The organism is Providencia alcalifaciens DSM 30120 (genome assembly GCF_000173415.1).
In the GTDB taxonomy this organism is placed as follows: Bacteria; Pseudomonadota; Gammaproteobacteria; order Enterobacterales; family Enterobacteriaceae; genus Providencia; species Providencia alcalifaciens.
In genome coordinates, this window is record NZ_ABXW01000049.1 from 68,755 (window position 1) to 89,543 (window position 20,789).

General features: G+C 43.6%; 13 protein-coding genes and 1 pseudogene. 5 read left to right on the forward strand and 9 right to left on the reverse strand.

Annotation, left to right across the window (positions count from 1 at the left end; all coding sequences use genetic code 11):
• Nucleotides 1-132: 132 nt before the first annotated feature.
• From eno to dgt, 6 genes and pseudogenes are all read right to left on the reverse strand, one after another.
• Nucleotides 133-1,434 carry a phosphopyruvate hydratase gene (eno, locus tag PROVALCAL_RS10900; RefSeq protein ID WP_006659306.1) on the reverse strand — a complete coding sequence of 434 codons (1,302 nt, stop codon included), beginning with the start codon at nucleotides 1,432-1,434 and terminating at the stop codon, nucleotides 133-135.
• A 64-nt stretch (nucleotides 1,435-1,498) separates the two neighbouring features.
• On the reverse strand, nucleotides 1,499-3,136 hold the full coding sequence (gene pyrG / locus PROVALCAL_RS10905) for a glutamine hydrolyzing CTP synthase (RefSeq protein WP_006659307.1): 1,638 nt from the start codon (nucleotides 3,134-3,136) through the stop codon (nucleotides 1,499-1,501).
• Nucleotides 3,137-3,469: 333 nt separating this feature from the next.
• On the reverse strand, nucleotides 3,470-4,264 hold the full coding sequence (mazG, locus tag PROVALCAL_RS10910) for a nucleoside triphosphate pyrophosphohydrolase (RefSeq protein ID WP_006659308.1): 795 nt from the start codon (nucleotides 4,262-4,264) through the stop codon (nucleotides 3,470-3,472).
• 323 nt (nucleotides 4,265-4,587) lie between these two features.
• Entirely contained in the window at nucleotides 4,588-6,819 is a 2,232-nt protein-coding gene (relA, locus tag PROVALCAL_RS10915) for a GTP diphosphokinase (RefSeq protein WP_006659309.1), read from the reverse strand.
• Nucleotides 6,820-6,835: 16 nt separating this feature from the next.
• Complete coding sequence (rlmD, locus tag PROVALCAL_RS10920) at nucleotides 6,836-8,167, reverse strand: 23S rRNA (uracil(1939)-C(5))-methyltransferase RlmD (RefSeq protein WP_006659310.1); 1,332 nt, start codon at nucleotides 8,165-8,167, stop codon at nucleotides 6,836-6,838.
• A 191-nt stretch (nucleotides 8,168-8,358) separates the two neighbouring features.
• Nucleotides 8,359-9,887 (reverse strand): annotated as a pseudogene (gene dgt / locus PROVALCAL_RS10925) (dGTPase).
• 131 nt (nucleotides 9,888-10,018) lie between these two features.
• On the opposite strand from dgt, the gene mtnN reads away from it, so the two are divergent.
• Together mtnN and btuF are read left to right on the forward strand one after the other, a co-directional pair.
• Nucleotides 10,019-10,711, forward strand: a complete 693-nt coding sequence (gene mtnN, locus PROVALCAL_RS10930; protein ID WP_006659313.1) for a 5'-methylthioadenosine/S-adenosylhomocysteine nucleosidase — start codon at nucleotides 10,019-10,021, stop codon at nucleotides 10,709-10,711.
• 77 nt (nucleotides 10,712-10,788) lie between these two features.
• Complete coding sequence (btuF, locus tag PROVALCAL_RS10935; protein WP_006661060.1) at nucleotides 10,789-11,622, forward strand: vitamin B12 ABC transporter substrate-binding protein BtuF; 834 nt, start codon at nucleotides 10,789-10,791, stop codon at nucleotides 11,620-11,622.
• A gap of 186 nt (nucleotides 11,623-11,808) precedes the next feature.
• Here btuF and erpA read toward each other — a convergent pair whose 3' ends face one another.
• On the reverse strand, nucleotides 11,809-12,153 hold the full coding sequence (erpA, locus tag PROVALCAL_RS10940; protein WP_006659315.1) for an iron-sulfur cluster insertion protein ErpA: 345 nt from the start codon (nucleotides 12,151-12,153) through the stop codon (nucleotides 11,809-11,811).
• Nucleotides 12,154-12,390: 237 nt separating this feature from the next.
• On the opposite strand from erpA, the gene hemL reads away from it, so the two are divergent.
• A complete protein-coding gene (gene hemL / locus PROVALCAL_RS10945) occupies nucleotides 12,391-13,680 on the forward strand; it encodes a glutamate-1-semialdehyde 2,1-aminomutase (protein ID WP_006659316.1) in 1,290 nt (429 codons plus the stop codon).
• 198 nt (nucleotides 13,681-13,878) lie between these two features.
• Here the strand turns inward: hemL and mrcB are convergent, their stop codons facing one another.
• Both mrcB and hrpB read right to left on the reverse strand, forming a co-directional pair.
• Entirely contained in the window at nucleotides 13,879-16,425 is a 2,547-nt protein-coding gene (mrcB, locus tag PROVALCAL_RS10950; RefSeq protein WP_006659317.1) for a bifunctional glycosyl transferase/transpeptidase, read from the reverse strand.
• Between the two features lie 191 nt (nucleotides 16,426-16,616).
• Nucleotides 16,617-19,076 (reverse strand): ATP-dependent helicase HrpB, encoded by a 2,460-nt coding sequence (gene hrpB, locus PROVALCAL_RS10955; protein WP_006659318.1) that lies wholly within the window; start codon nucleotides 19,074-19,076, stop codon nucleotides 16,617-16,619.
• Nucleotides 19,077-19,219: 143 nt separating this feature from the next.
• On the opposite strand from hrpB, the gene sfsA reads away from it, so the two are divergent.
• Nucleotides 19,220-19,936 carry a DNA/RNA nuclease SfsA gene (sfsA, locus tag PROVALCAL_RS10960; RefSeq protein ID WP_006659319.1) on the forward strand — a complete coding sequence of 239 codons (717 nt, stop codon included), beginning with the start codon at nucleotides 19,220-19,222 and terminating at the stop codon, nucleotides 19,934-19,936.
• A 190-nt stretch (nucleotides 19,937-20,126) separates the two neighbouring features.
• Nucleotides 20,127-20,582, forward strand: coding sequence for an RNA polymerase-binding protein DksA (dksA, locus tag PROVALCAL_RS10965; protein WP_006659320.1), 456 nt, complete (start codon nucleotides 20,127-20,129; stop codon nucleotides 20,580-20,582).
• The last annotated feature ends 207 nt before the right edge of the window (nucleotides 20,583-20,789 follow it).

The window sequence follows — 20,789 nt, forward strand, 5'->3', positions numbered from 1 at the left end:
AAAATAAGAAGGGCTTGGTGGAGTTATTCCGCATTATTTATAGGATTTGAATACTTTGGAAGGTATTTATTTTAAATAAAAAAAGGGACGATTTCTCGTCCCTTTTTTCAATTTAATCTAAGCGAATATCAATTACGCTTGACCTTTAACTTCTTTCAGACCGTTGAATGGCGCGCTGTTACCCAGAGCTTCTTCAATACGGATCAGTTGGTTGTATTTAGCAACACGGTCAGAACGGCTCATAGAACCTGTTTTAATTTGACCTGCTGCAGTACCCACTGCTAAATCAGCAATCGTTGCATCTTCAGTTTCGCCTGAACGGTGAGAGATAACCGCTGTATAGCCAGCATCTTTCGCCATTTTAATCGCAGCTAACGTTTCAGTCAGAGAACCGATTTGGTTGAATTTGATCAGGATTGAGTTAGCGATGCCTTTCTCGATACCTTCTTTTAAGATCTTAGTGTTAGTTACGAATAAATCGTCACCAACTAATTGGATTTTGTCGCCAAGAACTTTAGTTTGGTATGCGAAACCATCCCAGTCAGATTCGTTTAAACCATCTTCGATAGAAACGATTGGGTATTGTTTAGTCAGTTCTTCTAAGTAGTGAGTGAACTCTTGTGAAGTGAAGGTTTTACCTTCGCCTTTCAGCTCATAGTTGCCAGTTTCTTTGTTGTAGAACTCGGAAGCTGCACAGTCCATCGCCAGAGTCACATCTTTACCCAGAACGTAGCCCGCTTGCTCAACCGCTTCTTTGATAGCAGCCAGTGCAGCAGCGTTAGATTCTAAGTTAGGAGCATAACCACCTTCATCACCAACAGCCGTGTTCATACCCTTAGATTTCAGTACTTTTGCTAAGTGATGGAAAATTTCAGAACCCATACGTACCGCTTCTTTCAGAGTCGGTGCGCCAACTGGTTGAATCATGAATTCTTGGATATCAACGTTGTTATCTGCGTGCTCACCACCATTGATGATGTTCATCATTGGCAGAGGCATAGAGTATTGACCGTGAGTACCATTCAGATCAGAAATATGCTCATACAGAGGCATACCTTTTGCCGCAGCAGCCGCTTTCGCGTTTGCTAAAGATACTGCCAGAATTGCGTTTGCACCGAATTTAGATTTGTTTTCAGTACCATCTAAGTCAATCATGATTTTATCGATATTAGCTTGATCTTTAGCATCTTTACCGATAACTGCTTGAGCGATTGGACCGTTAACAGCGGCAACAGCTTTCAGAACACCTTTACCCAGAAAACGTGATTTATCACCATCACGCAATTCCAGAGCTTCACGAGAACCTGTAGATGCACCTGATGGAGCTGCGGCTAAACCAACAAAACCACCTTCTAAATGTACTTCAGCTTCAACAGTTGGGTTACCACGAGAATCAATGATTTCACGACCGATCACTTTAACAATTTTGGACATTAGGTTTTCCTCAGTACAAGTTAAATTTCGGAAAGTTGGCGAAAATTGCCGACTTCCCCGTATCTTATTTCAACTCACCTTTCTGGTACTTACCAGCGGCTTTAACAAAACCTGCAAACAATGGATGACCATCTCTTGGGGTCGAAGTGAATTCTGGGTGGAACTGGCAAGCCACAAACCATGGGTGGTTTGGATTTTCAATGATTTCAACCAGTTTATTATCCACAGAACGACCTGCAATGTTCAGACCCGCATCTTCGATACGTTTCAACAGCAGATTGTTCACTTCGTAACGGTGACGGTGACGCTCAACAATCGTTTCTGCGCCGTACATACCGCGCACTAAGCTTCCATCGGTTAAATGACATTGCTGACCACCAACACGCATTGTACCGCCAAGGTCGCTCTCTTCAGAACGCACTTCAACGTTGCCATCTTCGTCACGCCATTCAGTAATCAGCGCAACAACTGGGAATTTGCAATCTGCATCAAATTCAGTGGAGTTCGCGTCTTTCATATTCGCAACATTACGTGCGAACTCAATCAGCGCCACTTGCATTCCCAGACAAATACCTAAATAAGGGATTTTATTCTCACGGGCATATTGTGCCGTCAGAATTTTGCCTTCAATACCACGAGAACCGAACCCGCCTGGTACTAAAATCGCATCCAGACCTTTGAGCAGCTCAACCCCACGGGTTTCAATATCTTGAGAATCAATTAACTTAATATTGACCGTTAAACGATTTTTCAAACCTGCATGTTTCAGTGCTTCGATAACTGACTTATATGCATCTGGTAATTCAACATATTTACCCACCATACCAATAGTGACTTCACCTGCTGGATTGGCTTCTTCGTAAATAACTTGTTCCCACTCAGATAAATCAGCTTCTTTGCATTCAAGACGGAAACGGTTACAGATGTATTCATCTAAACCTTGCGCCTTCAGCATGCCAGGGATTTTATAGATTGAATCTGCGTCTTTCAGAGAGATAACTGCTTTTTCTGGAACATTACAGAATAGGGCAATCTTCGCACGCTCATTCGCAGGAATCACGCGATCGGAACGGCAGATCAGTACATCTGGTTGAATACCAATCGACAGTAATTCTTTCACTGAATGCTGTGTTGGTTTCGTTTTCACTTCGCCCGCAGCCGCTAAGTATGGCACTAATGTTAAGTGCATATACAGCGTGTGTTCACGACCCACTTCAGCAGCCATTTGACGAATTGCTTCAAGGAATGGCAGAGACTCGATATCACCGACAGTACCGCCGATTTCGACTAATACAACATCATGACCTTCACCACCACGGATGATGCGATCTTTGATTTCATTAGTGATATGAGGAATAACTTGGATGGTCGCGCCTAAGTAGTCGCCACGACGCTCTTTGCGCAGGACTTCAGAATAAACACGTCCAGTCGTAAAGTTGTTGCGACGTGTCATTTTGGTACGAATAAAACGCTCATAATGACCTAAATCCAAGTCAGTTTCAGCGCCGTCTTCTGTAACGAAAACTTCCCCGTGTTGGGTTGGGCTCATTGTACCTGGATCTACGTTAATGTAGGGATCCAATTTCATAATGGTTACATTGAGTCCACGGGCTTCGAGTATAGCCGCCAAGGAGGCTGCGGCAATGCCTTTACCCAGAGAGGATACGACCCCGCCGGTCACAAAAATATAATTAGTTTTCATGCTGAACCTGAACGTTTAGGTTTAAAAGATGATGGATATAACAGGACGGGAAAACAGTATACCCGAACCTTAAATTTCCTACAAATGTTCTAAGCGCAATAAGGCTAGTTTTCATTAATACCTTAAATAAATCAGCAAGTTAAAAATAAAAATATTTATCGTTTGATAAATAGTCACTTTCTAGAGTGCTATTCAACTGTTTTGCAAGGTTAACACATTTTTACCTAAAAGCTAAATCCTTTCAGCTCAATCTATCACTGAAAAAACATCATTTCGCAGATTGTTTGATTTTGAATAACTATTTCAATCCGTGATTATCATCAAAGGCGAACCCTACTCATCTAATTTGATAGAAACCCATAAGGCTTCCATCTCTTCAAGTGTAGCAGTTTCTGTTGATTTACCAGTTTTTGCTAATCTTCTTTCGATTTCACGAAAACGGCGTTCAAACTTATTGCAGGCTTTTTGCAACGCGAGCTCAGGCTTTTGCCCTAAATGACGAGATAAATTCACCGTGGCAAACAGCAAATCGCCAATTTCTTCTTCAAGATGCTGTTCATCCACGACAACCTGAGTCGCTTCCTCCATCACCTCGGCGAGCTCTTCCGTCACTTTGTCAGCGACAGGTCCAAGGGTATCCCAATCAAAGCCCACTGAAGCGCAACGTTTTTGAATTTTATAGGCTTTCATTAATGCGGGAAGCGCGTTAGGAATATCATCTAAAACAGAATATTGGTCTTTCTCAGCACGTTCTTTGGCTTTACGTTGTTCCCAACCTGCAATCGCTTCTTGGCTACTGAGAGCGTTATTTTCGTCAAAAATATGTGGGTGGCGACGTTCAAGTTTGTCGCTAACGGCTTGGCAAATATCATCAAAATCAAATAGATTTTGCTCTTGCGCCATTTGTGCGTAGAACACAACTTGAAAGAGGAGATCCCCCAACTCGCCTTTTAAGTCGGTAAAATCTTCTCGTTCAATGGCGTCTAGAACTTCATAGGTTTCTTCTAGGGTATAAGGGGCAATGGTCTTAAACGTTTGCTGCGTATCCCACGGACAGCCATTTTGCGGGTCACGCAAACGCGCCATAATAGAGAGTAACCGTTCAATTTGTTTATTGCCCTGCTGCATATTTAACCCTTATCAAAAAATAATTACATGGTGATTTAATGAGGGTTATACCTTAACCAAATTAAATTGAATACGCTAAATCTTTCAAGCTTTTGTTATAGCAGCCGTCAAAAAGTATTTTCAAAATAGTTTGGATGAGTAGCTAGGCGGTAAGTAAGCACAGCCAACAACGCTGCACGCCAAAATATGAAGAAAATGCATTTTCAAAATAGTTCGAGTTGTAGGTAGGCGGCAATTGAACTAATCCCTAGGAGCATACATAAGTATGTGACTAGGGTTAGTGAATGTAGCCAACACCCCTACAGCTCGAAATATGAAGAAAATCAGGAGGAGTGACGTTTCGCCTCGATAACATCCGGCAACTGATTCAATTTCGAAAGCACCCGACCCAGCACCTCGATATTGTACAGTTCGATAGTCATATCGATGGTCGCTAATTGCTGTTTCACATCGCTACGGCTACTTACCCCTAATACGTTCACTTTTTCGTTTGCGAGGATTGTGGTGATATCCCTTAATAATCCACTACGGTCATTCGCTATCACTCTGACGACTAATGAGTAACCGCTGGAGTAGTTTTCTCCCCAAACCGCATCGATGACACGCTCTGGTGCATGGCTTTGTAACTCTGCAAGCTGTTCACAATCGGCACTGTGAATAGAGATCCCTCGACCTTTGGTAATAAATCCGACAATTTCATCACCGGGAATTGGCTGGCAGCAACGGGCAATATGATGCATGAGGTTACCAACCCCTTCGACCACCACACGACCACTCCCGTGAGATGGTGCTCTCGGAACGCCTGATTTATTCTCTAGCGACTTCATCGCCGCGCGATCTTCTTCCTCTGCCGTCGCTTTATTAAACTTGGCTTGCAGGAAGTTAACTAACTGATTAATACGAATATCGCCGCCGCCAATTCCGGCTAACACTTCATCCAGTGAATGTACGTTATAACGCGCGATTAACTGCTTCTCCGCATCTCGTAAACTGATATCCAGATGGGATAATTCGCTGTCGAGAATTTGGCGTCCCGCCAGAATGTTTTTATCGCGGTCTTGTTTACGGAACCAGTTTTGAATTTTCGCCCGTCCGCGGCTGGTCGTCACGTAACCGAGGTTAGGATTAAGCCAGTCACGGCTCGGGTTTGGGTGTTTTTGGGTGATAATTTCAATTTGGTCACCCATCTGTAATTGGTAGCTAAATGGCACGATGCGCCCACCAATTTTCGCCCCAATACAGCGGTGTCCGACATCACTGTGAATATGATAAGCAAAATCGAGTGGTGTCGAACCTGTAGGTAAATCAACTACATCGCCTTTTGGCGTAAACACATACACACGGTCATCAAACACTTGGCTACGCACTTCATCCAGCATTTCGCCAGAATCTGCCATCTCTTCTTGCCATGAGATAAGTTTACGCAACCATGCAATTCGGTTTTCGTAGCTGCTGCCTTTGCCTACACCACTTGCGCCTTCTTTGTATTTCCAGTGCGCAGCAACGCCGAGTTCAGCATCTTCATGCATTTGGCGGGTGCGAATTTGGATTTCTAAGGTTTTACCGTTAGGACCTAAAACTACGGTGTGAATCGATTGATAACCATTCGGTTTCGGGTTCGCCACATAATCATCAAATTCATCGGGCAGATGACGGAAATGGGTGTGAACAATCCCTAACGCGGCATAGCAATCTTGCAGTCGCTCCACCACAATACGCACCGCACGCACATCGTATAACTCGCCAAATGCTAAGGACTTTTTCTGCATTTTGCGCCAAATACTGTAAATGTGTTTTGGTCGTCCATACACTTCGGCTTGGATTTGCTCTTTCAACATATATTTGCGCAGTGTACTGACAAAGTTATCAATATATTCTTCGCGGTCAATACGGCGCTCATGCAGCAATTTGGCTATTTTTTTGTATTCATCTGGATGCAAATAACGGAAACAGAAATCTTCTAATTCCCATTTTAATTGCCCAATTCCTAAGCGATTTGCTAAAGGTGCATAGATGTTAGAACACTCTTTTGCCGCTAAGACGCGTTCATCTTCACTGGCATCTTTTACTTCACGCAAATGCGCAATACGTTCCGCAAGTTTAATAACGACACAGCGAAAATCTTCCACCATCGACAGTAGCATACGGCGGATATTATCCACCTGCACAGAGCTGGTTTCATTCGATTGAGTTGCTTTAAGTTCACGGATAGCATCCATCTCAATCACGCCTTTTACCAGCGCATGGATAGATTGCCCAAAATCATCGATAACGGATTGTTCATCCAATTTTCCCTCTTCAACCAGAGGGAACAATAATGCGGCTTGTAAGCTACCAATATCCATGCTGAGCGTGGATAAAATTTCGGTCATTTCTATGCCGCGCCACAGTAGCAAAGGCGCGATATCTTGCCCCGATAATTTATCGTGACAATACTGCCAGGTATGGATGAGTTTTTCTTCTGATTGTTTATTATTCAAACCCAAATCATTAACCCATTTTTCGGGGTCAAATTCACCTGCTGGGGTTAGATGTGCACTTCTTACTGCAACCATATATTCTCCCTACCTGTTACTCCTCTGGGCTACGAACAAATAACGCCATAGATTCCAGATGACTTGTTTGCGGAAACATATCCAACATCCGCAATTGAGATAACTGATACCCGCCTTCAAGCAAAACCTTACTGTCTCTTGCTAAGGTTGTTGGATTACAAGAAACATAGACAATTTTTTCTGGCATCAGTTTAATTAAATGTTCCATTACGCCGGCGGCACCTGCACGAGCCGGATCCAATAACACTTTATTGAAGCCTTCTTGTGCCCACGGCTGAGTGTGAATCTGCTCTTCCAAGTTTTCATTATAGAACGCAGCGTTCTCAATTGAGTTGCGCTGGGCGTTATTTTTCGCTTGAGTGACTAAATTTTCAACACCTTCAACACCCACGACCATTTTCGCTAAACGAGCTATCGGCAGGGTAAAGTTACCCATCCCGCAGAAAAGATCCAATACTCTATCTTCTGGGCTTAGATCTAACCATGCTATCGCTTGCGCGACCATTTGCTGGTTAATTTCCCCATTAACCTGAATAAAGTTAGCAGGACTAAACTGTAAAATTTCACCTGCCACCTGATATTCCGGTAACGTAGCATCAGCCTGAAGAGTCTGTAGTTGCCCATTATCGCCAGCCAACCAAATAGTGACTCCGTGAGATTGAGCAAATTCTAACAGCCGTTTTCTATCTGATAAGTCAACAGGGGCTAAATGACGTAACAGTATAAGGTTGCCGTTATCACCATGAATAAGCTCTACGTGCCCTAATTTACTGGCAATTGATAACTGATTTAAACAGGTTGATAACGGCGCTAGCAACACATCAAGTTCCGTGTGTAAAACTGGGCAACTGTTGATATCCACCAGCGTATTCGTTTGTGTCTGGCGAAATCCCATCATTAGGTGATTGGATTTGTTTTGGTATTGCAGCCCTAAGCGGGCACGGCGGCGATAGCCATATTCTTTCCCACCAATCACCGAAATGGCGGGTAGCATAACACCTGTTTCTCGCTTCATTAAATGTTGTAAGGCTTGCGCTTTGCTTTCCCGTTGGAGTGCAATATCGACATGTTGCTGCTGGCAACCACCGCATTGGTTAAAATAACGGCAGTTCGGTTGCACACGTTGAGCGCTTGTACTGAGACGTTTAATGACTTTGGCTTTAGCAAAATGGCGTTTGTCTTCAGTTAATTCGACTTGCGCATCTTCCCCAGGCAATAACCCCGTAATAAATATGGCTTTGCCATCGTGGCGAGCAACGCCTTGCCCAGCGGCATCTAAACTATCGACATGAACCGTGATTTGACGGCGTTGGGTGGTACGGCGATTTGGCGAGTAAAATTGGGCCATAAAGTAGTCACTAAACAGGGTTAAATAAATTCTATTTTAAGTCGCTAGTGGGTAAGTGTTTACTCACATTAACACTGCAACTGCCAGATAATTAGAGAGACAAATTAACGGGCTATCATAGCATTTTTTTCCTAAAATTAGTGACCACTTAGTTTTTTTGTCACGCTATACACTAATTTTTTTTATCAGAACTAATTGGTGACCATAAATTTTCGATACTCTTCATATGCATAATGATCGGTCATCCCACTAATGTAATCCTGAATAAGCCTGGCGCGGTAATAAAACTCCAACATTGATTTATCGGCTTCATGAGTTGCAGATATTTTTTCTAAGGCTTCGTTATAAGACAGACGATGTTTATTGGATAATTTATGAAATAGGCGAGTTTCGATAAAAAAATGTTTATGGTAATTTTGTTCAACTAATGAGGCAAAATCGTCTCTATCCATCATTAATAGCGGACTATAAACATCCAATAATCCACTGATAATTCGGTAACCTTGTAGCTCTAACTCTTCCACCTCATGGTGGTTAAAGACATGTTTGAATGCCACGGTTTTCAAGGCTTTTAAGAGGCGATGTTCTTGGCTTTTATCTTCCAGTAACGCACTATTAAAACGACCGTGATAAATTTCAGGCAGATGTTGAATAAAACGCTGGGCGCTATAGTGAGCAAGTTTTCCCGTAATATTCACACGCAAGTACATAAAAAACTGGTCTTGCTGAATGCGTCTTGTATGGTTATCACTAATATTATTGAATGCGCGCAAGATGGTTTGCTCGAATAAATCGCCTGATTTTACCTCTCCCCATTCTGCTTTTAGGTATTCGATCAGCTGCTCAACAGTATAAATTCCCTTCTCTGCCGCATCATCCAAATCAGCAATACAATAGGAAATATCATCCGCTGCTTCCATGATATAAGTGAGTGGAAAGCGGCAATATTTGTCCATCTCTAGTTTTTTCGTTAATTCGCTAACAAAATCGACTTCAGACCAGTAATAGCCTGGTTTTTTCATTAAATAATCAAATTCTGACGGAATAGGTTCAAGGTCATAGGCGCCGCGAGTATATTTCAAAATCGAGCCAATTTGAGCGTAGGTTAAATTCAGCTTCAATAGACGATGAGCCATTCGCAGCCCTTGTGCATTTCCCTCGAACGAACATAAATCTCGCTTCAGCTGTCGACGAAATAAGTCTTGTTTTTCATTTCCCGTCAGTTGCAACGCTTTAATTTTACAAGGGTCAGGAGACTCAGGTGTGAACACGTAATCCGGTGCTAATAATTTACTAAACCAGCGCTGAATCGCAGCTTCACCAAAATGCCCAAATGGTGGGTTACCAATGTCGTGCATCAAACACGCCATCTCGACAAGGCTTTCAAACGCATCACAGCGTTCGGTCAGTCCATATTCATCCAATAATTTTTCTTTTTAAGCTCACCCAGCACTGTTTTGCTGATGTAACGCCCGACTTGCTGGACTTCAAGAGAGTGAGTTAAACGGCTGCGTACTGCGGAATTTTGTTCGAGGGGAAAAACTTGGGTTTTCTGTTGTAAGCGACGGATTGCGGCAGAGTTAATGATACGTCCACGATCACTTTCAAATAAACGGTTTACCGCGTCTTCATCCTGTGCGGAAATTCGTTGGCTTTTGGCACTAATATAATTACGTTGAAAACTCAGTTTTCTAACAAAGTTAATCTCTTTTTCCGCCATGCTTACCTCTATACCTCGCCTTTTAATTCCAGAGTACCCAAAGAAAAGGCAGAGGAAAACCCACCTTTCGATGTTACACTTTAGCCATCTACAGCATAAGTGTCTAATTAATCAACAGTGAGTATGACATAATGAAAATCGGTATCATAGGTGCGATGGAGCAAGAAGTTGCGACCCTGCGCGAAAGAATTGAAGGTTGCCAAACATTGAGCCTTGCTGGCTGTGAAATTTATACAGGAAAAATGAACGACGTTGATGTTGCCTTATTAAAATCAGGTATTGGTAAAGTGGCAGCCGCCATCGGCACCACGTTACTGTTAGAACACTGCAAGCCAGATGTGGTCATCAATACAGGTTCAGCGGGTGGTTTAGATCCGCGTTTAAATGTCGGTGATATTGTTGTCTCTACCGAGGTACGCTACCACGATGCCGATGTTACTGCATTCGGATATGAACCTGGTCAAATGGCACAGTGCCCACCTGCATTTATTGCAGATGCCAAATTAATTGAAACAACCGAACAATGTGTTAAAGCCTTAGATATGAACGCAGTGCGTGGTCTGATTTGCAGTGGTGACGCATTTATTAATGGCGCAGAGCCTTTAGCTCGCATCAAAGCGACCTTCCCAACCGTTGCTGCCGTTGAGATGGAAGCCGCTGCTATCGGTCATGTCTGCTACCAGTTTAACGTGCCTTTTGTGGTGGTCCGCGCAATTTCAGATGTGGCGGATAAAGAATCCCATACTAGCTTTGATGAATTTTTACCTGTTGCTGCACGCCAATCCTCATTGATGGTTTCCGCGATTATCGCAGCATTAGCCTAATTCATTGTTAATCTTATTAAGGCATAATTGAGTCCCTTTTATGCCTTTTCTCTAATACCTATTTGTGAAGTAATGATATGAACTCAACCTCCAAATTCATGCGCTCACTAATTGGTTTTCTGCTTTTCTTTACCTTAGCAAGCCATGCATTCACCGCGCCAAAGTACCGAGTCATTAGCTTATCACCAGCCAATACCGAGCTCGCTTACGCAGCAGGATTAGAAGACAGCTTGGTTGCTGTTAGCGCTTATTCTGATTATCCAAAAGCTGCTCAAAAGCTTGAACAAGTGGCAGATTGGCAAGGTATGAATATTGAACGCATTGTTGCCTTAAAACCGGATTTAATCTTGGCATGGCGGGGTGGAAATCCACAGCGTCCGTTGGATCAACTGGCGTCGTTGGGCATTCCAATTATCTATTTTGACCCACAAACTATTGATGGCGTTATTTCGTCTCTAGAAGAGCTTTCACAATATAGCCCTCACCCAGAGATTGCTAAAAAAAATATTATGCAAATGCGCAGCCGTTTAGAAGCGCAAAAAAACACATTGGTGAATCATGAAAAACCTAAGCGGCTATTTATTCAATTAGGCACACAGCCTTTATTTAGCGCTGGCGATCAGACCATTCAAAATGATGTCGTGAAAACCTGCGGCGCTCAAAATATTTTTGAAAATAGCGCAGTTCAATGGCCTCAAGTCAGCCGTGAGCAAGTCCTTACTCGCAAACCCGACGCTATCATTATGACTGGCTCACCGGAGCAAGAAAAAACGGTAAAAGCCTTCTGGCATTCTCAACTCAACATCCCAATTATTCGCTTAAATGAGGATTGGTTCCACCGCGCTGGTCCCCGCATCATTAATGCTACCGAACAGCTGTGCGCTCAGTTAAATGCACTTCCGAATAAATAATAAAGACAGGTATCCAAGAAGTAGAACTTAAGAATTAAGGATTGAATATCAAGAAAGGGTTTTTCTAAATAGTTCGCAGTTGTAGGTAGGCGGCAAAGCAAAGATATCCCTAGGAGCATACACAAGTATGTGACGAGGGGAGCTGAGCGCAGCCAACACCCCTACAACCCGAAATATGACGAAAAATCAGACACTGAAGGACGACCCACACCCACATGTTGATTTGGCATTTGGGTTGGTCACAATAAAGCGTGAACCTTCTAACCCTTCAGTGTAGTCCACACTACCACCGACTAAATATTGCAGACTCATTGGATCGACAACCAACGCGACACCTTGTTTCTCAATGGTCATATCCCCTTCATTGATTTGGTCATCAAAGGTGAAGCCATATTGGAAACCGCTGCAACCACCGCCTGTAATGTAGACGCGCAGACGCAGGTTTGGGTTATTTTCATCGGCGACTAAGTCTTTTACTTTAATTGCTGCTGCATCCGTAAATTGCAGTGGCAGAGCTGCATCATCACTCATTTATTACTCCAGACCGATAATCGGTAAATTCATATGTAAGGCTAAGCCTACTTAGATCAATATTTCAATTATCCGTCACCTGACTGATTGGTTCAAGTGTTGTTATACAATAGAGCACAGAGTTACTATTAATCACTGTGATTGGTTCATCATTGTGATTGATAGCATTGGTTTAATCAGTCTTGTGCTTTAGAATAGCGGCAACTTTTTATTTCGTCTCTTTTCAGGAGCCCTGCAATGCACCATTCCGAAGAATTATATAAAGCAGCTCAACAGCTAATCCCTGGCGGTGTTAACTCCCCTGTTCGCGCATTTAATGGTGTCGGCGGTACTCCGTTATTTATCGAACGCGCTGATGGCGCTTACATTTATGATGCCGATGGCAAAGCTTATATTGATTATGTCGGCTCTTGGGGTCCAATGGTATTGGGTCACAACCATCCAGCCATTCGCGATGCGGTCATTCAAGCGGTTAACAAAGGTTTAAGCTTTGGTGCACCAACAGCGGCTGAAGTAGAAATGGCAAAACTAGTGTGTGATCTGGTTCCTTCTATCGATATGATCCGTATGGTGAACTCTGGTACTGAAGCAACCATGAGTGCCATCCGCCTTGCTCGTGGTTATACGGGTCGCGACAAAATTATTAAGTTCGAAGGTTGCTACCATGGTCATGCCGACTGCCTATTAGTGAAAGCAGGGTCTGGCGCTTTAACCATGGGTGAACCTAACTCTCCGGGTGTACCTGAAGATTTTGTTAAGCACACATTAAGCTGTACTTACAATGATTTAGATTCTGTTCGCCAAGCATTTGAAAATTATCCTGATGATATTGCTTGTATCATTGTAGAACCTGTTGCGGGTAACATGAACTGCGTTCCGCCAACAGCTGAATTTTTACCGGGTCTTCGCGCACTGTGTGACGAATTTAATGCTCTGCTGATTATTGATGAAGTCATGACAGGCTTCCGCGTTGCCCTTGGTGGTGCTCAGAGTTATTACAATGTCCAGCCTGATTTAACATGTTTAGGTAAAATCATCGGTGGCGGTATGCCAGTAGGCGCTTTCGGTGGTCGTTCTGACATCATGGAAAAATTGGCGCCAATCGGTCCTATTTACCAAGCGGGAACACTTTCTGGTAACCCTGTCGCAATGGCTGCGGGTTTAGCGTGTTTAAACGAAGTATCCCAATTGGGCGTCCATGATCGTTTAACTGAACTGACAGATAAACTCGCTCGTGGTTTAGAGCGTGTCTCTAAAGATCAAGGTGTACCAATGGTGATTAACCATGTGGGTGGAATGTTTGGACTATTTTTCACTGACGCAGAATCCGTTACTTGCTACCAAGACGTCATGAAATGTGATGTGGAACGCTTTAAGAAGTTCTTCCACTATATGCTAGAACAAGGCATATACCTAGCACCTGCAGCATTCGAAGCTGGATTTATGTCTATCGCCCATAGTGATGAAGATATCCAGCGCACCATCAATGCTGCTGAAATTGCACTGGCAAAAATTAAAGCCGAGTAATTTCTCACACTAAAATCCAAAAAAATAGGCGCCATCTGCACAAGACGGCGCCTATTTTTTGTTCTATTTTCTTTTCAAACTTATGGCTTACCTCAACATTTGCCTAAATCCCGTGCGCTGTAGCAAAACGGCAAACGAGGATAACTCGGGGAGCATACAAACGTATGTGACCCGAGTATCCAAATGGAGCCAACAACGCTACGGCGTGCGGGATGATGGAGAATTGGATGGGGAATCACCGAACATATCTTTCACCCAATCTGGTGCAGCCTCTTCTTGCGGTGCCTCATTATTCCCATTTAAATTCCATGCAGGGTCTTGCGATGTGGAACCTTGGCATAGGCTTTGAGGGTCATCCGTCCATACTGGCAACATCCTACCGCCACCAAAGTCAGAACAGCTAAATTGTCCATCCATCATGACGCGCATGTCAGTAATGCCTTCTGGTGCACGGTTGATTAATGTCAGTGGCGTTTGATTATCTAAATAACGTTGATAAACCCTTAATGCCCCTGTTGAACCAGTTAATTGGGTTGGTCCGTTGTTATCGCGCCCGACCCAGACAATAGCAACTTCTTTACCGTCGATTCCAGCATACCAGCTATCACGCAAGTCATTCGTCGTGCCCGTTTTACCCGCCAGATTGTATTTTCCATATTTATTAAGTAATACGCGCCCAGTCCCTTGCTGTACCACTTGCTGCATACCAAATAGTGTTAAATATGCGGCTTGAGACGGTACTGCACGTTCTGCAGATGGGTAACTTTGGTACAGCTCTTTTCCGTCACCATCAATCACAGAGCGTAACGCAGATAATTTCGCACGGTTACCTTCACCACCGATGGTTTGATACACTTGTGCGACTTCTGCTGGCGTTAAGTTCACAGCCCCCAATAACATCGCAGGGACTTTTTCCATCGCACTTTCTGGTGCGCCTAAACGGATAAAGGTGTTCATCACTTGGTCAAGACCAATTTCCATTCCTAAGTTTACGGTTGGAATATTTTGTGATTTCGCAAGCGCATCCACTAGCATCATACGTCCGTTAAAATTACGGCTATAGTTTCGTGGGCTCCAGCTTTGATTACCCACTTTTAATGTCAGTGGTTCATCGGATAGCCATGTATTTAGACGGAAGCGGTCTGGCTCACTTAATGCAGCTAAGTAAACAGGGGGTTTCGCCAGTGAACCAATGCTACGACGAGCATTCAGTGCACGGTTAAAGCCTGAAAACTGCGGGTCTGACCCGCCAACCATTGCACGAACTTCGCCATTGATGCGGTCAACAACAACCATTGCGCCTTCGATATCATCTAATTTACGAGATTTACGCAAATCAGCCACACCTGATTCAACCGCGTTTTCAGCGGCTGTTTGTGCGACAGGATCAAGTGTTGTAAAGATTTTCGCACCAGAGAGATCTTTAACTTTATCGCCCAATTTCTCATTTAGCTCTTGTCTCACCATCTGCATAAATGCAGGTTGAGATGCGACTAACCCCTCTTTGTTTTTCACACCGAGCGGTCTTGCACTGAGAACTTGGTACATTTCGCTATCAATCACACCGCGCGTTTCAAGGATTTTCAGCACAATATTACGACGTTTAATCGCATTTTGAGGCTTAGTCCATGGATTGTAGGTGGATGCACCTTGCACCATACCTACCAATAACGCTTGTTGGTCAAAACTTAACTCATTGATTGGACGACCAAAATAATACAGGCTTGCTAATGGGAAGCCGCGAATTTCATCATTACCATTTTGCCCTAAATAGACTTCGTTCAAATACAGCTCAAGAATGCGCTCTTTGCTGTAGTTGTAGTCGAGAATCAGTGCCATAAAAGCTTCATTAGCTTTACGTTTTAGGGTTCTTTCGTTGGTTAAAAATAAGTTTTTCACCAACTGTTGAGTTAAGGTACTTCCCCCCTGCACTGAACGCCCAGCCGTGACGTTCGCCACCACCGCACGACCGATAGAATATAAGCTGACACCATCATGCTCATAAAAGTTTCTATCTTCCGTTTCAAGGAGTATTTTAATTAGAGATTCAGGAAAATCCGCCATTGGTAGCACTAAGCGCTGTTCATTGTTGGCAGATTGCATCATGGTGATAAGCTTCGGATCTAAACGGAAAAAGCCAAATGAGCGTCCATTTTCGATGTTTTCAATCTTGCTTAACATGCCATTTTCAAACACCAAACGTGCGAGAACTTGCCCCTCTTTTTGGTCTGGGAAATTAAATGGTCGACGCAGAATTTCAATCGTATTGCCTTTCACCACAAACTCACCAGACGTCGTGATTTTGCTGACTTTGCGGTACTGCATTCCTTCGAGCAAGTTGGACATTTCAGCTTGGCTGTAATCCATGCCAGGTTCAAGATTCACCATGCGACCATATACCGCCGCGGGCAGATCCCACACCTTACCATCAAGGCGCTCTTTTATTTGTTGGTTTAGATAAAAACCATAAGCTGCCAGTATCACAGCGAATACCAACATTAATTTAAACAGCAGCCAGAACCAGCGCCATTTACTCTTACGAGGTTTATTCTTTTTTGAGCCTTTTTTAGTCATTTGCTCTTCTTCATCGTCTTCATCATCAAGATATTCGTCATCAATATCTTCATCATCATATAAATCGTCATCATAATCATCGCGGCGTCTACGGCGGCGTGAAGAGGATGCATTTTTTTCAGCAGCGCGTCTTTTTCGTCTACCAATGGGTTCAAAATCTTTACCGGACATGGTCGCTCCATATCTCCTATACCTAAATAGGCATTAAAATCTAACTAAAAATGCGTAGATGTAATCTAAGACTAATTTTGGCTCATAATTCAAGGAATTTCACGGAAGAAAGCTCCTAATTACACTTTCTTACGCTACCTATCGAGACCGACCGCCTAATTTACAGCCCGTTATTAGAGCACAAAATTAGGTTATTTCGCACTCATCATCGCTTTTTTTGTTTGTCGAGTTGGCTGCGCATTTGCAGGATCATCTGGCCAAGGGTGTTTGGGGTAACGACCTTTCATCTCTTTTTGCACCTCTTTATAGCTACCTTGCCAAAATGCGCCAAGATCTTGAGTAATTTGTATCGGGCGCCGAGCCGGTGAAAGTAGAGATAGTGTCAGCGTCAGATTTCCCATTGCCACGGTCGGATTCGCTTTTTCACCAAAGACCTCTTGTAGACGAATTTCAGCTATCGGAGGTTTATCCAGAGAATAGTGAATACTTACCTCGCTACCCGATGGCGCGGTGTAAGTCATAGGAAAAAACGCATCAAGCCATTGACGTTGCTGCCAATCTAATCGATTTAATAATAAATTCATTAAATCAATACCCTGCAATTTTTTCTTGCTTGTCACGCCATCAAGATACGGGGCTAACCACGTATCCAACGTTTCTCGTAGCGCGGCATCATCCATTGCAGGGAGCGAATTATCAGGAAAATAGCGAGCAGCTAACGCACAGCGAATGCGTAATTGCAGCGCATTATCTTGCCAATTTAGCGTCTGTAAACCGTTTTGCTGCAACCAATACACTAACGCATTTTTAATTTCTTGAGGTTCAGGATTCGTCAGCCGTTGAGATTTTACGACTAACGGCCCACACTGTAAGCGGCGCCACGCCAGCAAGCTGCCACGTTGCTCATCCCACTCAACCGTTTCTTGGGAATTGAAAAGATGTGGGCAATCCTGTTGAAGTTTTTCAATCTCAATGGGATAGGCTAGGGAGATCCGCGCATCCGCCGAATTTTCTGATTGCCAAAGTCCCGCAACCATTAACCAAGCGCTCCCTATCAATGGGTCACTGTCGTCTAAAATTGCCCCTAAGCCACTTGCGAGTTGATAGCGAGTTTGGTTATCGCGGGATTTAGCAATATAGTCCGGAAACCCTGCCGCTAGTAGTGTTGGTAACCACTCACTAATCAATGAGTTCGTTTTGTACAATGCCTGCGTGACTTTCTCACCACTTAAAACTGATGCCCGCTTACACCAATTCTCGGTGGGTTTTTCTAAATAAGTATGAAGATCCGTTACGCCGTTACGAGGTGGTTCCTCAATAATTGCCACTAATAATGCCGCAAGCTGCACAACCTGTTTATTGTGAGTTTGCTGTGCATGGTACAACATAGCAGCCGTACGGACTGACGTTCCCATACCTGCCATTTTATTCCCCATCGAGGTGAGTTTTCCTTGACTATCTGTCATGCCCAGCTTAAAGAGCAAGGTTTTAGCGGCAGACAATGCCGCATCAGGGGGAACATCCAACCATTGAAGTTGAGAAACGTCATGACATCCCCATTGAAGAAGCGCTAACCATAACCCACTTAAATCACTATTGTTGATTTCTGCTTCGCTAAATGGCGCAGCACGTTCAGCTTGCTCTGCGCTAAATAGATGCCAACATACCCCTGCCTCTAAACGCCCTGCTCGTCCTGCCCGTTGAGTCATGGAAGCTTGGCTAATCCGTTTTTTGACTAATTTGGTTAAACCACTTCTGGGGTTAAACTGTCCCACTCGCTCGAAGCCACTGTCCACCACTAGCCGGATCCCTTCGATAGTTAAGCTCGTTTCTGCAATATTGGTGGCAAGCACCACTTTACGTTTACCTTCTGGTGCAGGGAAAATGGCTTGTTGCTGAGCTTGGATAGATAAAGCGCCATACATTGGGCACAAGAGTACATCCTCACTCACCCTCTTTTCTAGCTCACTTTTGGTACGTTCAATTTCACCAACTCCGGGTAAAAACAGCAATAAGGAACCACTTTGTTGCTGCATTAATTGCCAAACCGCGCTAGCGACTTCCTGATGGAAAGGTTTATTCGGATTGATGGGTCTATACTCTCGCTGAACGGGAAATGCTTTTCCTAGAGAACTTATCACAGGTGCATCAGGGAATAACTGGCTAAGTCCCTGATTATCAAGAGTTGCAGACATTAATAGAATTTTTAAATCATCCCGCAATGCTTGTTGAGAGTCCAATAACAGTGCTAACCCTAAATCCGCTTGTAAGTTACGCTCATGAAACTCATCCAAGATGACTAACTCGACACCCTCAAGCATCGGGTCATTTTGTAATTGACGCGTGAGAACACCTTCAGTGACCACTTCTAGCCGTGTTTTAGCACTAACCTTACTTTCAGAGCGCATTCGCAAGCCAATGGTTTCGCCTATCGATTCCCCTAACTGTTGTGCTAAACGAGCAGCCACCGAACGCGCAGCAATCCGCCGCGGTTCTAGCATAATGATCCGCCCATTGAACTGCCCACTTTTGAGAATTTCTAACGGCAGTACAGTGGATTTACCTGCGCCAGTTGGCGCATGTAAGAGAACTTGCGGAGATTTCGCTAAAGCAGCGAGTAAGTCATTACTTACTTCTAAGATAGGGAACACTAAGGGGCGACTCCATGACGTTTAACTTTTATGTTAAGCATTGTAGCATTAACCAATATGACGCATTAATACTGTCTATCACATAAGCCTATATAGCATGAGGCCATGTTATATCACGAGCAACGCAGTAAAACGGAGAAGACATGGAATTTATCCCCCCATTAAAATCAGCGACTTTAATTAAACGCTACAAGCGTTTTTTAGCGGATGTCGTCACCCCCGAGGGAGAGGAAATAACGATACACTGCGCGAATACGGGAGCCATGACAGGTTGTGCCACGCCTGGAGATACGGTGTGGTATTCCACCTCAGATAATCCGAAACGAAAATACCCTTATAGTTGGGAGTTAACGCAAACTCAAAATAACCATCTAATTTGTATTAACACAATGCGGGCAAATCAATTAGTGGCAGAAGCGTTGGCAAAAAAACATATTCCAGAATTATCTGACTACAGTATAGTGACTCCCGAAGTGAAGTATGGAAACGAAAACAGCCGAATTGATTTTTTTCTTGCTCAAGATGGGTTAATTGATTGTTTTATAGAAGTAAAATCAGTTACTTTACTAGAGGATGGTCATGGTTATTTTCCTGATACCCAAACAATTAGGGGGCAAAAGCACCTTCGAGAGCTGACTCAGATTGCTAAAGAAGGAAAACGCGCCATACTTATGTTTGTTGTTTTACATAGCGGCATCCACGTAGTATCCGCCGCTGCACATATTGACTCTCAATATGCAGCGTTGTTAGAACAGGCTATTGCCAATGGCGTCGAAGTTCTGTGTTATCAAGTGGATATATCTAAACAAAAAATGCAAATAGGGACATCAGTTCGCTTCACCCCGACTAAGTCATTTTAGTTTAGTCGATATTTAAACAAGGTCATCGAGTTATGAGTGCTAGTGAAGGGAAGAAACACGCTTGCCCTCACAGCATTACAAAACTCATCACATGAACGATTGCCAAGACGGCTGTCTTCTGATATTTATAGCGACCTTAAATTTTCCCCCTTGGGGTTTTTGTAAAATTTGCGTGTGTAGGAGAAGCATTATGCAAGAAGGGCAAAAACGTAAGACATCGTCCTTAAGCATTCTCGCCATTGCCGGGGTTGAGCCCTATCATGAGAAGGCTGGCGAAGAGTACATGAACGAAGCCCAATTGGCGCATTTTAAGCTCATTCTCGAAGCATGGCGCAATCAACTCAGAGATGAAGTGGACCGGACTGTTACTCATATGCAAGATGAGGCAGCTAACTTTCCAGACCCCGTTGATAGAGCCGCTCAGGAAGAGGAATTCAGCCTCGAATTACGTAACCGCGACCGCGAACGTAAATTGATCAAGAAGATCGAAAAGACGCTGAAGAAAGTTGAAGATGAAGATTTTGGCTACTGCGAATCTTGTGGTGTGGAAATTGGCATCCGTCGTTTGGAAGCGCGTCCAACTGCAGATTTGTGCATCGACTGTAAAACATTAGCAGAAATCCGCGAAAAGCAGATGGCTGGCTAATTGTTGTATTGGGAGTCCTCAACGGCGCATTAACCCTGCGCCGTTATAAGGATTCGCACCCTCAAAAAAATTCAAACTCCCCCTTTTCGCTGATGTTTCCATTCTCATTTTTGCTGCTTTTGTTATCGTTTGCGTTACATGATAAAAATCTACAATTAGTATAATATTCACTGAGTTAATTGATATAAAATATAATTAGCCATGACT

Bases quoted from the DNA above. Each gene is read 5' to 3' on its own strand.
- mazG (WP_006659308.1), bottom strand. From the start codon at position 4,264: ATGCAGCAGGGCAATAAACAAATTGAACGGTTACTCTCTATTATGGCG.
- hemL (WP_006659316.1), top strand. From the start codon at position 12,391: ATGCACCATTCCGAAGAATTATATAAAGCAGCTCAACAGCTAATCCCT.
- pyrG (WP_006659307.1), bottom strand. From the start codon at position 3,136: ATGAAAACTAATTATATTTTTGTGACCGGCGGGGTCGTATCCTCTCTG.
- dksA (WP_006659320.1), top strand. From the start codon at position 20,127: ATGCAAGAAGGGCAAAAACGTAAGACATCGTCCTTAAGCATTCTCGCC.
- mtnN (WP_006659313.1), top strand. From the start codon at position 10,019: ATGAAAATCGGTATCATAGGTGCGATGGAGCAAGAAGTTGCGACCCTG.
- sfsA (WP_006659319.1), top strand. From the start codon at position 19,220: ATGGAATTTATCCCCCCATTAAAATCAGCGACTTTAATTAAACGCTAC.
- relA (WP_006659309.1), bottom strand. From the start codon at position 6,819: ATGGTTGCAGTAAGAAGTGCACATCTAACCCCAGCAGGTGAATTTGAC.
- rlmD (WP_006659310.1), bottom strand. From the start codon at position 8,167: ATGGCCCAATTTTACTCGCCAAATCGCCGTACCACCCAACGCCGTCAA.
- erpA (WP_006659315.1), bottom strand. From the start codon at position 12,153: ATGAGTGATGATGCAGCTCTGCCACTGCAATTTACGGATGCAGCAGCA.
- mrcB (WP_006659317.1), bottom strand. From the start codon at position 16,425: ATGTCCGGTAAAGATTTTGAACCCATTGGTAGACGAAAAAGACGCGCT.
- eno (WP_006659306.1), bottom strand. From the start codon at position 1,434: ATGTCCAAAATTGTTAAAGTGATCGGTCGTGAAATCATTGATTCTCGT.
- btuF (WP_006661060.1), top strand. From the start codon at position 10,789: ATGAACTCAACCTCCAAATTCATGCGCTCACTAATTGGTTTTCTGCTT.